The following is a 13954-nucleotide window of genomic DNA, read 5'->3' as shown; positions in this document are numbered from 1 at the left end:
GAACTAGTCTTGATCGTGTTGCGCGCCGTATGGGCCGCCTTTTTAGAACTGAATGAGTGGAGATCTCCCATGTCCAACAGCTTTGATGACGAATCAGGTGACCGCCGATCCTCCTGGCAGTCCGCCTCCGACAGACGCAGGGGATCTCGCTCGAGCGACGGTGACCAGGGTCGTGGCGGCCAGGGGGATCGACGCTCTCAGGAGCGTGGTGGTCAGCGTCGCGAGGATCGTGACCGTCGTGAGGGTGGTCGGTCCTTTGACCGTGGTGAGCGCAGGTCCGATGATCGTGGTGGTCGCAGGTTTGACGACCGTGGCGACCGCGGTGGTCGTTCGTTTGATCGTGGTGAGCGCAGGTCTGATGAGCGTGGTGGTCAGCGTCGCGAGGATCGTGGCCGTTTTGAGGATCGTGACCGTCGTGAGGGTGGTCGGTCCTTTGACCGTGGTGAGCGCAGGTCCGATGATCGCGGTGGTCGCAGGTTTGACGACCGTGGCGACCGCGGTGGTCGTTCGTTCGATCGTGGTGAACGCAGGTCTGATGAGCGTGGTGGTCAGCGTCGTGAGGGTGGCCGTTCCTTCGATCGTGGTGAGCGCAGGTCCGATGGCGGTCGTTCGTTCGATCGTGATGGCGGCCGTAAGTTCGATGATCGTGGCGGTCGTTCGTTCGATCGTGAGGGCGGGCGTCGCTTCGAGGATCGTGGTGAGCGCAGGTCCGATGGCGGTCGTTCGTTCGATCGTGACGGTGGCCGTAAGTTCGATGACCGTGACCGTCGTGATGGTGGGCGTAGGTTCGACGACCGGGGCGGTCGTTCGTTCGACCGCGGTGAGCGCAGGTTCGATGATCGTGGCGATCGTGGTGGTCGTTCGTTCGATCGTGAGGGCGGGCGTCGCTTCGAGGATCGTGGTGAGCGCAGGCCCAATGAGCGCGGTGGGCGTTCCTTCGATGGCGGTCGCACGTCCAACGACCGAGGGGATCGCGGTGGTCGTTCGTTCGATCGTGAGGGTGGTCGCAGGTTCGAGGATCGTGGCGGTCAGCGTCGGGACGATCGCGGCCGGTTCGACGATCGTGACCGTCGTGATGGTGGCCGGAGGTTCGATGATCGCGGGGACCGTGGTGGGCGACGTTTCGATGACCGCGGTGGTCGCGGGTTCGACAGTAGGGGAGACGGCGGAGATCGTCAGCACGCCCCGAGGGCCGGGGCAGGTCGCAGCGACCGTGAGCCGGAGCCGTACATCCCTGACGAGATCACCGCTGAGGATCTGAGCAGGGAGGCGCGCCGCCATCTGCTGTCGCTCAATAAGGACAATGCCGATCGGGTCGCGCGCCAGCTGGTCATGGCGGGTTCTCTCATGGATGAGAACCCCGAGCTTGCATACGAGCATGCAAAGGCTGCGTACCGCCGTGCTGCCCGTATCGATATCGTTCGAGAGGCGCTCGGTCTGACCGCCTACGCCAATGAGAAGTACGGCGAGGCTCTTCGCGAGCTGCGCACCTACCGCAGGATGTCGGGCGACATCTCACATGCCTACCTCGAGGCTGATTGCGAGCGCGGCATGGGCAAACCCGAGCGCGCCGTCAAGTATCTCGAAGACATCAACATCCAGGAGCTCGAACCGACTGCACAGATCGAGCTTGCCCTTGTCATCTCCGGAGCCTACGCGGACATTGAACAGTCGGAGATGGGCCTCAAGCTCATTGAGACCCTCAAGGTCGACACGTTCTCTGAAGAGATGCGGGCACCGGTGGAGTTCGTCCGTGTCGAGCGTCTCAAGGAGCTCGGGCGCGATGAGGAGGCAGCTGAGATTCGCGCGAAGTGGGCTCCGCTGTGGGACTCAGAGACCATCGAGGTCTTCGACGAACCCATGCCAGCCGATGATGCCGATCCCGAGTCGTTCGACGAGTGGGACGACGAGGACGATCTCGAGGAGCTCGAGGCGCCCGACACTCAGGATGAGCTCGATGCCGACCTGGATGATCTGAGCGAGTCGGAGAATGACCGGTTCGCGGACATTCGGCAGCCGAGGACCGCAGCCGTTGAGGCGGGCGATGCGCCCGACGACGAGACGTTTTCGGACGACGACGCACCGATGACCGAGGAGGATGACATGGACAGAATCGAGAACTCCGAAGTGAACGACGAGGATCGGGATTTTCATGACCTGACAGCCGGGGAGGACGATCTCGGCGACGTTCGAGCCGGACACGCAACTGACGTTGACGCCGATGGTGATCCCGAGGTCGACGCGGACGACTTCATCGACGACGCAGAGTCGGATGACTTCATCGATCAGGGGGACCTTCCGGCCGACCTTGACGTCCCCGCGGAGGCTGCACCGGTCGATGCCGATGTCACCGCGCTCGACACGGGAGAGTCGGACCCCGAACTTGAGGCAGAGCTCGAGAGCGTCGACGACGAGATCGCCGCGAAGCTGGACGAAGACGAGGAGGACCGGTGAGCCTGAAGTCATCGGCTGCGCCGCTGTCGGAGGCCTACGACGCCTCGATCTATGACTTGGATGGGGTGTGTTACCGCGGGAATCTCCCGGTGGTGGACGCTGCGGATTCGATTGTTGAGGCACGCGGTCGAGGCCAGCTCGCCGTCTACCTGACGAACAACGCCGCCCGCACACCGCACGCGATCGGCGATCACCTTCGATCCCTCGACATACCGGCGGAGGATTCGGAGGTGTACACGGCAGCGATGGCGGCCGCCGAGCTGGCGTCGGAGGAGATTCCGGCAGGCTCGAAGGTGTTCGTCATCGGCGGCGAAGGTCTCGTCGAAGCATTGACGAAGAAGGGCTTCGCGGTCGTCGATTCGGCCGACGACGAACCGGCGGCCGTCGTTCAGGGATTCCATCCGTCCGTCGGCTGGAAACTCATGTCCGAGGGAGCTCTCGCGATCAACAGGGGAGCAGTCTTCATCGCCTCGAACCTCGACGCGACCCTTCCCCAGGAGCGTGGTTTCATGCTCGGCAACGGTGCGCTCGTCAAAGCAGTGGAGCATGCCACTGGGGTCGTCCCGATCGCCACCGGAAAGCCCCTCCCCAGGGTGTTTCATCAGGCCGCGCAGAGCGTGTCCGCAACGCGCCCCCTCGCAGTCGGCGACCGGCTCAACACCGACATCCGGGGCGCAGTCGCCGCCGATGTCGACTCCCTCCACGTCCTCACGGGTGTGAATGATGAGAGGGACGTTGCTCTCGCGGTGCCCGAGGAGCGACCGACCTACCTGTCGAAGACCCTCGTCGGGCTCAATGAGGCCCACGAAGCGCCGATGGTGAGTGGTACACGGGCCGAGCTCGGCACGGAATGGGCCGAGTTCAGCGACGGTGCACTCACGGCGTCCGGTCCGCTCGCCGGGGCCTCCCTCGATCTGTATCGGTGCGTCGTCGCCGCCTGCTGGGCTGCGGCCGATGCTGGTGCAGGCCGTGACGCACTTGCCGACCAGATCGCCGATCTCGTCGTCGCCTGACGCCATGGATCCGACACCAGGGCGTGACCTCGAGGCGATCGTCGAGGGTCTCATGCCGGACGAGCCCTACGACAGTGAGGGCCTCGATTCGGCTGCGGGGCGTTTCGATCAGATCGCGCGAGAGCTCTCAGAAGCTCTGAGCAGGGCCCAGGGCTAGTGGGCAGGCTGAGGCGGATCGACGCGGAGCTCGTGAGGCGCGGACTCGCCGCGTCACGCGACGATGCCAAGCGGCTGATCGAGAGCGGGCGAGTGCGCCTTGATGGCGCCGCGGTGACGAAGCCGGCGCGGCAGGTCGATCCCGCTCAGGCGATTGTCGTCGATGACGCCGATCTTGATCACTACGCGTCTCGCGGAGCCTACAAGCTCGCCGGCGTCCTCGATCTGTTGGGCGACCGTGCCCCGCGGATCGAGGGCCGCCGCATCATCGACGCGGGGGCCAGCACGGGTGGCTTCACCGACGTGCTGCTGCGCCGAGGCGCAGCAGAGGTGCTCGCCATCGATGTCGGCTATGGCCTGCTCGCGTGGCGGCTTCGAGAGGATCCCCGCGTCACCGTCATGGAGCGCATGAACGTGCGCGAGCTCAAGCCGGAGGATGTGGCACCGGCGCCGGATATGGCCGTCGGGGATCTGTCCTTCATCTCCCTCACCCTCATTCTTCCTGCCCTGGTCGCCGCCTGCCGCCAGGATGCCGACTTCCTTCTCATGGTCAAGCCCCAGTTCGAGATCGGGAAGGACCGGCTCGGGCATGGCGGCGTTGTCCGCAATCTCGACCATCATGTTGAGACTGTCCTCAAGGTGGCGGACTGCGCGATCGGACTCGGCTTGGACGTTGCTGCCGTCGCAGCGTCGCCACTGCCGGGTCCCGCGGGCAACGTTGAGTACTTCCTGTCGATGCGCCACGACCATCCGGACCCAGTTCGTGATCTGCCGGAGGCGGTCCACAGCGCCGTCATGAACGGCCCCGCGCCCGGGCTATTCGGTAGAGTCTCTCCGAAGGAGGGACGATGACCCGCGAGATCTATCTGGTCACCCACAGGTACCGGCCGGATGCCCAGCATTCGGCAGCCATCATCGAGAACGAGTTGACCCGTCACGGCTTCGAGGTCCGCAGAAGCGGCCCGCTCGGGGACGCTGAGATCGTCGTCGTCCTCGGCGGTGATGGGACAATCCTATCCGCCACCGAGCTGACCCGTGGCACCGAGGTCCCGATCGTCGGCATCAACTACGGCCATGTCGGCTTCCTCGCCGAGGTGGAACCAGAGGGTCTCGCGCGCGTGGTCGAGCAGATCACGGAGCGGGAGTGGACCCTGGACCGGCGGATGACGATGGACATCGAGGTCACCCTCTCGGATGGGAGGAAGGCGAGCACGTGGACCCTCAACGAGGCGGCCCTCGATAAGCACGGGAAGCCGATGATCGAGGTGAGCCTCGGCGTGGACGGCAGGGGCGTGTCGTCTTTCTCCTGCGACTCGGTCCTTATGTCGACTCCAACCGGGTCGACAGCCTACTCCTTCTCCGCGGGCGGTCCCGTTGTGTGGCCGGACGTCGAGGCCATGCTTCTCGTCCCCATCGCGGCGCATGCGCTCTTCACACGGCCACTTGTCGTCGGCCCGGGCTCGGAGCTCGAGATCGCCCTTCATACGAACGGTGCGGTCCTCGTCTGCGACGGCCGGCGCGACCTGCCCGTCGACGCCGGCAGTCTCATCACGGCTCGGAAGTCGGACTACCCGGTCTATCTCGCACGCCTCAATGAGACCCCGTTCTCCGGACGTCTCGTCAAGAAATTCGCTCTGCCTGTCCGGGGTTGGCGTGATCGGGGCCGGCAGTGATCGACGAGGTCCGCATTGAGAACCTCGGCGTGATCGACACGGCCGCCATCTCCTTCGCCCCCGGGCTCACCGCCATCACAGGCGAGACCGGCGCCGGCAAGACCATGCTGCTGACATCGCTCGGGCTGCTCCTCGGAGCGCCGGCTGACTCGTCCAAAGTCCGCCGCGGCACCGACCGAATCCTTGTCGAAGGCATCTTCGACGTCCCGAGTGACAGCGACGTCGCTGCGGAGGCCGCTGATGCCGGAGCCGATCTCGACGCCGAAGAAGGCCGAACTGAGGTCCCCGTCGCCCGCCAGGTCCCAGCCGAGGGCCGTTCCCGCTGCTACCTCGGAGGTCGCAGCGTCCCGCGATCTGTACTCGACAGCATCGGAAGCCGCCTCGTCACCATCCATGGTCAGTCGGAGCAGATGCGGCTGCGCAGCGCGTCCGCGCAGCTGCAGGCCCTCGACAGTGCTGGCGGGGCAGAGACAGAGTCCGCACTCACGTCGTATTCCGAAGCCTGGCAGGGCCACCGCCGGGCCCTCGCAGAGCTGGAGCAGTTCCGAGCTGACGAGCGCGACATTGCATCCAGACGTCTCGCACTGACCGCGCTCGTCGAGGCCGTCGATGAGGTCGAGCCAGTCATGGGCGAGGAGGAGGACCTCAAGCATCGGATCGAACGCCTCGACTCGATCGAGGAGACGCGCAGTGGTCTCGCCAGGGCGCTCTCAGCCCTGTCGGGGGATGGAGAGATGATGCTCGGCGCGGCTGACCTGCTCGGTCAGACCGCACAGGCACTGGCCACCCTCAAGGAGCCGGGTGCCGCCGAATCCGGTGCGCGGGCGGCCGCGGCCGAGGTCGAGGCACGTGACCTCATCGCCAATGTCGGGGCCATGCTGAGCGGGCTCGAGACGGACGAAGACCTCAATGAGCTCCACGCCCGGCGCGCGAAGCTGCGATCGCTGTCGAAGAAGCTCGGCATGGGCATCGACGAGGCGATTGGCGAAGCCGACCGTGCTCGCGCCATGCTCGCCGTCTTCGACGATCCCGAACTCCGAGCCGCAGAACTCGAGGCGGCGGTCGCGACGACACTGGCGGACCTGCGCAGCCGCGGGAAACTGCTTCACGAGGTTCGGTCAGCCGCCGCTGAGACGCTTGCGCAGGAGGTCAATGGCGAGCTGGCCCAGCTTGCGCTTGGCCGCGCCGAGATCTCGATCGACGTCGAATCTGTCGAACCGAGGGCGGATGGGATGGACAGAGTGACATTCATGTTCAGACCCGACCCGCACGCCGCGTCAGTCCCACTGTCGACGTCGGCATCGGGCGGTGAGCTTTCGCGCATCATGCTCGCCATCGAGCTCGTCCTGTCCAGGTCCGCACCGAACGTCCCGCCGACGTTCGTCTTCGACGAGATCGATGCCGGGGTGGGCGGTGAGGCGGCCAAGGCGATCGGTGCCCGACTGGCGGCCCTGGCCGAGCATGCTCAGGTGATTGTCGTCACCCACCTCGCCCAGGTCGCGTCGTGGGCGGACCGGCAGATCGTCGTCGCTCGCGGTGAGAGAGCAACGGAAGTGCGTGCCGTTGCCGATTCCGAGCGCGTCACTGAGCTCGCGAGGATGCTCTCCGGCTCGGCGGACCTCGACTCGGCACGTCGACATGCCGCAGATCTTCTTTCTGAGTCGACCGTGGGACGATAGAGACGTGACCTGGAAGTTCCGACGCCGACCCGCACCCGCCGAGCCCGACACCCTCGGCGGTCACGTGCGCGTCGATTCGCGCACCAAGAATCTGACGAAGCGGCTATCAGCCGGTGACGTCGCTGTCATCGACCACGAAGATATCGACCGTGTCTCCGCCGAGGCCCTTGTTGCCTGCCAGCCCGCCGCTGTCCTCAACGCGGCGAAGTCGACATCCGGACGTTACCCGAACATGGGGCCCGGAATCCTCCTCGACGCCGGCATCCCCCTCATCGATGATCTGGGCTCGCAGATCATGGACCTGCACGAAGGTGATGTGGTCCGCGTCGATGAGTCCGGCGCCGTCCACCGGGGGAACGATCTCATCGCCGAGGGCGAATGGCAGACCGACGAGCTGAACTCGGCGAAGATGGAGGAGGCCCGGTCGGGCATCTCCGTCCAGCTCTCCGCCTTCGCCCACAACACGATGTCCTATCTCGAGCGGGAGCAGGACCTCATCCTCAACTCGGTCGGCATCCCCTCGGTCCGGACCGACTTCGACGACCGTCAGGTCCTCATTGTCGTCCGCGGCTACCACTACAAGGACGATCTCCAGTCGCTGCGCTCCTACATTCGTGACTATCGCCCGGTTCTCGTCGGCGTCGACGGCGGTGCGGACGCGATCCTCGAGCTCGGGATGCGCCCGGACGTCATCGTCGGCGACATGGATTCCGTCTCGGACGAGGCGCTCAATTCGGGCGCCGAAGTCATCGTCCACGCCTATCGCGACGGCAGCGCTCCGGGGGTGAAGAGGGTCGAGGAGCTCGGCGTGCCCTACATCGTGTTCCCGATGACGGGCACCAGCGAGGACGCCGCCATGATCCTTGCAGATTCGAAGGGCGCCAAACTCATCGTCGCCGTCGGCACCCACTCGTCCCTCATCGAATTCCTCGACAAGGGCCGCGAGGGAATGGCCTCGACATTCCTCACCCGGCTCAAGGTCGGCGGTCGCCTCATCGACGCCAAGGGCGCCTCCCAGCTCTACCAGTCCCGCATCTCATCCTGGCAGCTCGTCGCTCTCGTCCTCGCCGGCGTGCTCGCCATGGCTGCCGCGCTCACAACGACCGAAGTCGGACAGACAGCGCTGGGACTCGCACAGGCCTGGTTCCTCGACATCGGGAACTGGTTCACGAACCTGTTCCGCTGAGTGAAAGCACATCATGGTTGATTTCCGTTACCACCTCGTCTCCCTCATCGCCGTCTTCATGGCGCTTGCGATTGGGATCGTCCTCGGCGCCGGGCCGCTGCAGAACTCGATCGGCTCCGCACTCAACGATCAGGTCGAGTCGCTTCGCCAGTCGAGGGACGATGCCCGCATTGTCGCCGATGAGGCGGAGAGTCGGTCCGCCGCCTACCGGGAGGGCCTCGAATCGCTGGCCCCCGAGATGATCGCGGGCACCCTTGAGGGCCAGGCGATCGTCATCGTCACCCTGCCGGGGGCAGAGGATGCGGTGCGGGAGTCGCATAGTGAGAACCTCACAGCGGCGGGCGCGACCGTCACCGGAACGATCGTCCTCACCGAGAACCTCTTCTCCGCCGAACGCGCCTCCTATCGCAATGCGCTCGCAGGCCAGCTCGGAAGCTACGTCGAACCGGCCGACAGCCCCCTCGGTACACTTGCCCGCGGACTCGACTACATCGTGACGAGCGACGCGGGGGACACGGCCGCGGCCACGCTCGCCGAGCTGTACCGGTCAGAGGACAATGCCCTCATCGAGGTCAAGGACACACTGACGGGGCCCGCGACCGCCATGCTCGTCATTGGCCCCGCGGAGGAGGAGATCCCCGACGAGTCGGAGGCGATCGACGATACGGCGCGCCTCAACACGATCGAGGTGCTCGGCTCCCTGCGCACTCCCATGGTCTTCACAGCCGACGGAGGCGAGGGAACGCTGCTCGAGGCTGTACGGACGGATGGTCCCTCGATGTCGACGGTCGACACACCTGACGACACGACGTCGCTCATCAACATCCCACTCGCCCTCACCCAAGAACTGACCGGCAGCACTATCAGCTGGGGGATCCGCCCCGCCGCCGACAGAGTTCTGGGCACGCCCGCCCCGCTCACCGTCGCGGTTCCGACCGATGGTGAGGACACGCCCGACGTTCCGACAGACGGCGGTGCTGAGGGCACCGAGGCCGACCAGACGGCAGCCCCGTGACAGCTCTGGCAGGTGCTGCCGGCCTGCTCGTTACGCGCCTTCCCCTTCCGCGGTGTGGCCGATGGGAGCGAACGAACCACAGGGGCGAGACTGTCAGCCTGACCGGGGGCCTGGCGGCGGCCGCGGGCGCGCTCGTTGGCGCTGCCTTCGCGCCGGCTCCCATTCGCGGCGCCGCGCTGGTTGCGGGGTGTGCGGGGGCGGCCGCCGGCTTCATCGACGACCACGGTGAATCCCGCCTGCCCACCGCGAAGGGCCTTCAGGGGCACCTCGGTCTGCTCGCGCGCGGGAGGGTCTCGACCGGTGTCCTCAAGATCGCGATCATCGGTGCAGGCGCAGGGGTGTCCTCTGTACTTCTCACGCGGGACCCCGTCGACGTCGCGGTGCGGGCGGTCGGTATTGCCGCCACCGCCAATCTCATCAACCTGCTCGATCTGCGGCCCGGCCGAGCCCACAAGGCGACCGCCTTCGGCTCCGCCCTTCTCGCCTCCGGATCGAGCGAGCTCGCCGCCGCGCTTCTCGGAGCAGTCGCCGGCACGGTGCGCGACGACCTCGCTCGGCGGACCATGCTGGGGGATCTCGGTGCGAATGCGCTCGGCGCCGTTCTCGGCGCCGCGCTCGCATCGCATCCCTCCCGCCTCGTCCGCACGGCCGGAGCCGGCGCCGCGGTTGGGCTCGTGCTCGCCTCCGAGCGTGTCTCCTTCTCCCGGATCATCGACCGCACCCCTGCCCTGGCGGCCATCGACAACTGGGGCCGGTAGATGTCGACGAGATCGCTCATGGCGTCGGCTGCGGGAGCAGCCGGCGTCATCGCCATTCTCACCCTGCTCTCCCGCATCGTCGGGTTCGGCCGCACGGTCGCAGAGTCCTGGGTGCTCGGAGCGACGCCGCTGGCCGATGCGTATTCGACCGCCAATAATGTTCCGAATGTCCTGTTCGAAGTGGCGGCAGGGGGTGCCCTGGCCGGTGTCGTCGTTCCGCTCCTGTCTCGCTGCATCGCCCGCGGCGACAGGGAGGAGGCAGATCGGACGGCGAGTGCGCTGCTCACGTGGGTGCTCGCGACCGGCGTTCCCATTGCCGCCCTCGTCGCCCTCCTGGCTGAGCCGATCGCGGCGGCGCTGCTGGCGAGCCGGGACGAGACGGTCATCGAGACAGCGGCTGTGCTGCTGCGGATCTTTGCCGCCCAAGTGCCGCTCTATGGCATGTCCGTCGTCTTCAGCGGGATCCTCCAGGCGCATCACCGCTTCGTCCTTCCTGCCCTGGCGCCGATGCTGTCCTCTGTTGTCGTCATCGGCGCCTTCGCCCTCTTCTGGGTGAGCGGCGGCGCCGGTGAGGCTGATCCGGCTGAGGTGCCGACAGCGGCGCTCATGTGGCTCGGCTGGGGCACGACGGCGGGAGTGATCGCGTTCTCCCTTCCACAGCTGATCCCCGTCCTTCGTGTGGTCACGCTTCGGCCCACATTCCGATTCCCGGACGGGGTTGGACGGCGTGCGCTGTCCATGGCATCGGCTGGATTCGGTGGCCTTGTCGCCCAGCAGGCCGCGATCGTCCTCGTTATGGTCGTGGCGAACAATGTGGGCGGCGAGGGCACGTATCCGATCTTCAGATACGCGCTGGCGCTCTACTTCCTTCCCTACGCGATCCTCGCCGTCCCCATCGCCACGGCCCTCTTCCCACGGATCTCGAAGCGTGCCGCCGTCCCGGGGCGCGTGGGACTGCCGGGTATCGTCGGCGGCTCGCTCCGTCTCATCGTCACCGTCTCCGCGATCGGTGCGTGTGCCCTCATCGCCGTCGCGCCCGCGGCGCAGGCACTGTTCACCGTCGTGTATGACATGCCGGAGCTCGATGAGGTCGTCTCCATCCTCGCCCTCGGCATTGTGGGCTTCTCCCTGCTCTACCACACCTCTCGTGTGCTCTACGCGGTGGACTGCCCGGGATGGGCGCTGCGGGTGAGCTTCGTCGGCTGGGGCACAGTCGGTCTCGGCGTGCTCGTGGCGGTGCCCTTGGCGGGCGGCCGGGAGGCGACCCTCTACGTCATCGCCACCGCGGTGGCGGGCGGTATGAGCGTGGCAGGAATCGCGGGCATCGCAGCCGTTCGAACGCACGTGGGACCCCAGGTCACGGAGGGACTCGTGAGGACACTCGCCATCGTCACCGTGACTGCGTCGGTGTCGGCGTTTTTTGGGCGTCTGGCCTGCGATTTTGTCTTAGGCTTGGGTGAGGGCATTCTCCCGGCGATCGGGGGAGGGGCTGTGGGGGCAGTCGTGGCGGCCGCCGTGCCCGCAGCCGTGGCCTATCGTGCCGACCCGTCAACGTGGCGGGTCAGTGCGTGGTCCACTCATGACTAAGGATCAGCCGTGAACATCGTCCAGATCGTGCTGTCGGGTGACGGCGCCATGGCGAACCATGTGTCGCGGTTCGCGGCCCACCTTCGACTGGCGGGGCACGATGTCCTCGTCGCCGCCGATTCCGCCGTCATCGAGAACCACGATCTCGGCGAGACGATCGAGATCCCGCCTCGGCGGTCCGGCACACAGCTCCGCCTGCTCAAGCGCCTCGTGCGCAACTCCGATGTCGTCCACGCGCACGGCCGGAGCGGAGGTCTCTTGGCGGCCACGCTGCTCACCGAGCGCCACCGCCCGGCCTTCGTCGTCACCTGGCACGCGCGACCGGAGTTGGGCGGACTGCGGACTCAACCGGCCGAATCCTTCGGCGTGCGGATCGCCGATGCGGTGACAGCAACATCGACGGACCTCATCGACCTCGTGAAGAAGGCCGGTGCGAAGCAGACCTGGCTGTCACACGTGCCGAGCCCACGGATCCCCGAGCTGCTCCGGACCGAGCGACCATCGCCGACCGAACGTGTGGGCCTGCGGGAGGAGCTGTTCGCGACGCTGCCGCAGGCGGCGAGTCCCGGGCAGGATATCGACCCGACGAGGCCGATGGTGCTGACCGTCTCGTCTCTCATCCCACGCAAGAACGTCCTCGCGACACTCGAGGCCGCCACGGCCATGCGCGATGAGATCACGTGGGTCCTCGTTGGACGCGGCGACATGTCGATCGACGATCAGCTTCGTCTCGGCGCAATCTCATCGAGGGCGCCCCTCGTCCTCGCCGGCGAGCGCGAAGATGTCGATCGCTGGCTCGCTGCGGCCGACGTGTTCGCGCTGCCGTCCGTATGGGAGGCGCGGCCGCTCGCGGTCCAGGAGGCCATGGCCGCGTCGGTGCCCGTCGTCGCGACCCGCACCGGCGGGATCCCCGAGCTGCTCGACGGCGCCGGGGCACTGTTCGGGCTGGACGACGTGGCGGGAATGGTCGGCGCGGTCCGACGCATCCTCGCTGAACCCGACTACGCGCAGAGCCTCACCGACGCCGCTCGCGGCCGCATCGCCGAACAGCTTCAGTACCCTGAGATCGCCCAGCTCTGGACTCGCCGGTATGAGCTGCTGACGGCCAACCGGCAGCGGGCCGGCCTCCAGTCCACGCCATCACCCGCCTGAGCCGCTGTCTGCGGCCTGACGGTAGAGTTCGGTGAGGCCAGAACGGGCCGGATGATCGAGGAGGCACCATGATCGACCGCAAGCATGCCGGACACACGCTGCACCACAGTGAGACGATCTACGAGGGCAGAGTGTTCTCCTTCGTCTCAGACGACATCACCCTCGACGGGCAGGAGTCGTCGATCAGGCGCGAGTACATCGCCCATCCCGGTGCCGTCGCGATCGTCCCGGTCCGCATGCGGGAGACCCCGGAAGTCCTCCTTGTCTCCCAGTACCGCCACCCGGTCGGTGCCGTCCTCTGGGAGATCCCGGCTGGCCTGCTCGACAAGGGCGGCGAGGACCCCCTCGAGGCGGCGAAGCGGGAGCTCGCCGAGGAGGCAGGGCTCGATGCCGACACGTGGCACGTGCTCGTCGATCTCTTCTCATCGCCCGGCTGCCTTTCGGAGAGCCTGCGGGTCTACCTCGCCCGCGACGTGCGCCACTCGGATCTCGTGTATGAGCGGACGGAGGAGGAGGCCGACATGGAGCACGCATGGATCCCGCTCGATGAGGCGGTGCGCCTCGTCCACGAGGGCTCGATCCACAACGCGACGACGATCACCGGCCTCCTATCCGCCGCATCGGCACTTGCCGGCCGGGGCGAGCTGCGCAGCCCGGACGCCGCCTGGCTGAGATGAGCGTGTGGGCGCCGAGGGCGCCCCTCACTCGCCGAGGGACTTCTCGCAGGACGCCGTGAGATCACCCGACGGGGACGCCGTCAGCCTGACGTCGGCCTGCGCCCGCGCGTCCCACTGCGTCAGGAGACGCTGCTCCTGACGCGCCCACTCATCCCAGTGCTCCGACCAGTCGTAGGGATCGCGAGCGGAGACCCGACTCGCTCGCAGCTCCTCGTCGGCGTCGATCCAGATCGACAGGTGCGAGGGGATCTGGCCCGCCCCGCACCCGACGACGATGATGACGGGCCGGGGATGGAGGACGATCGGCGGCTCCTCGGATTCCGTCCACCAGTTCCATGTTCGTGTCGTCGCCGAGCCCTCCTGAAGGTCGGCGACAACCCGGCGGACGCGATCGACCGCGCCCGTGAGGTCGGACCATCCGTGGGCCCACAGCTCCACTTCGAGGAGGAGACTGTGCAGGCCGCCTGCCGCGAGCTCTCGGACGAGGGCCTCACCGAGGAACGTCTTACCGGCGCCCGAGAGCCCGTCGATCGTCACGATCGCAGGCCGGGGGGCGAGGTCCGCGATGCGGTTGGCGAGTGTCCTCTTCACGCGTATAGCCTAG

At 66.9% G+C, this 13954-nt stretch carries 14 protein-coding genes; 12 read left to right on the top strand and 2 right to left on the bottom strand.

All coding sequences use genetic code 11. The features are described 5' to 3' along the window. Positions 1–93 precede the first annotated feature (93 nt). Positions 94–1380 (bottom strand): hypothetical protein, encoded by a 1287-nt coding sequence (locus EJO69_RS03285; protein WP_126039196.1) that lies wholly within the window; start codon positions 1378–1380, stop codon positions 94–96. Here EJO69_RS03285 and EJO69_RS03280 point away from each other — a divergent pair. The 12 genes from EJO69_RS03280 to EJO69_RS03230 all read left to right on the top strand — a co-directional run bounded on the left by EJO69_RS03280 (position 1348) and on the right by EJO69_RS03230 (position 13350). Then, the gene (locus tag EJO69_RS03280) at positions 1348–2454 is read left to right on the top strand and encodes a hypothetical protein (protein ID WP_126039193.1); all 1107 of its coding nucleotides are present in this window, start codon (positions 1348–1350) and stop codon (positions 2452–2454) included. The two genes, EJO69_RS03285 and EJO69_RS03280, sit on opposite strands and share 33 nt — an antisense overlap. Beyond that, positions 2451–3467 carry an HAD-IIA family hydrolase gene (locus EJO69_RS03275; protein WP_126039190.1) on the top strand — a complete coding sequence of 339 codons (1017 nt, stop codon included), beginning with the start codon at positions 2451–2453 and terminating at the stop codon, positions 3465–3467. Before EJO69_RS03280 ends, EJO69_RS03275 begins: the two co-directional genes overlap by 4 nt. A gap of 4 nt (positions 3468–3471) precedes the next feature. Further along, entirely contained in the window at positions 3472–3624 is a 153-nt protein-coding gene (locus tag EJO69_RS12265; RefSeq protein WP_164519853.1) for a hypothetical protein, read from the top strand. Further along, positions 3624–4475 carry a TlyA family RNA methyltransferase gene (locus EJO69_RS03270; protein ID WP_126039189.1) on the top strand — a complete coding sequence of 284 codons (852 nt, stop codon included), beginning with the start codon at positions 3624–3626 and terminating at the stop codon, positions 4473–4475. Before EJO69_RS12265 ends, EJO69_RS03270 begins: the two co-directional genes overlap by 1 nt. After that, positions 4472–5296 (top strand): NAD kinase, encoded by an 825-nt coding sequence (locus tag EJO69_RS03265; RefSeq protein ID WP_126039186.1) that lies wholly within the window; start codon positions 4472–4474, stop codon positions 5294–5296. Before EJO69_RS03270 ends, EJO69_RS03265 begins: the two co-directional genes overlap by 4 nt. Next, positions 5293–6975, top strand: a complete 1683-nt coding sequence (gene recN / locus EJO69_RS03260) for a DNA repair protein RecN (RefSeq protein ID WP_126039183.1) — start codon at positions 5293–5295, stop codon at positions 6973–6975. Before EJO69_RS03265 ends, recN begins: the two co-directional genes overlap by 4 nt. 4 nt (positions 6976–6979) lie before the next feature. Continuing rightward, positions 6980–8161 carry a putative cytokinetic ring protein SteA gene (steA, locus tag EJO69_RS03255; protein WP_245993742.1) on the top strand — a complete coding sequence of 394 codons (1182 nt, stop codon included), beginning with the start codon at positions 6980–6982 and terminating at the stop codon, positions 8159–8161. Positions 8162–8174: 13 nt separating this feature from the next. After that, entirely contained in the window at positions 8175–9176 is a 1002-nt protein-coding gene (locus tag EJO69_RS03250; RefSeq protein ID WP_126039177.1) for a copper transporter, read from the top strand. Beyond that, on the top strand, positions 9173–9934 hold the full coding sequence (locus EJO69_RS03245) for a hypothetical protein (protein ID WP_126039174.1): 762 nt from the start codon (positions 9173–9175) through the stop codon (positions 9932–9934). Before EJO69_RS03250 ends, EJO69_RS03245 begins: the two co-directional genes overlap by 4 nt. Continuing rightward, a complete protein-coding gene (gene murJ, locus EJO69_RS03240) occupies positions 9935–11521 on the top strand; it encodes a murein biosynthesis integral membrane protein MurJ (protein WP_126039171.1) in 1587 nt (528 codons plus the stop codon). Between the two features lie 9 nt (positions 11522–11530). Then, positions 11531–12673 (top strand): glycosyltransferase family 4 protein, encoded by a 1143-nt coding sequence (locus EJO69_RS03235; RefSeq protein WP_126039168.1) that lies wholly within the window; start codon positions 11531–11533, stop codon positions 12671–12673. A 68-nt stretch (positions 12674–12741) separates the two neighbouring features. Next, positions 12742–13350, top strand: a complete 609-nt coding sequence (locus EJO69_RS03230) for an NUDIX domain-containing protein (RefSeq protein ID WP_126039166.1) — start codon at positions 12742–12744, stop codon at positions 13348–13350. 24 nt (positions 13351–13374) lie between these two features. On the opposite strand, the gene EJO69_RS03225 is transcribed toward EJO69_RS03230, so the two are convergent. Further along, positions 13375–13941, bottom strand: a complete 567-nt coding sequence (locus EJO69_RS03225) for a nucleoside/nucleotide kinase family protein (RefSeq protein ID WP_126039163.1) — start codon at positions 13939–13941, stop codon at positions 13375–13377. Positions 13942–13954: the final 13 nt, after the last annotated feature.

The sequence above is a fragment of the Flaviflexus salsibiostraticola genome, assembly GCF_003952265.1.
GTDB lineage: Bacteria > Actinomycetota > Actinomycetes > Actinomycetales > Actinomycetaceae > Flaviflexus > Flaviflexus salsibiostraticola.
This window is presented reverse-complemented; position numbering and strand designations above follow the sequence as displayed.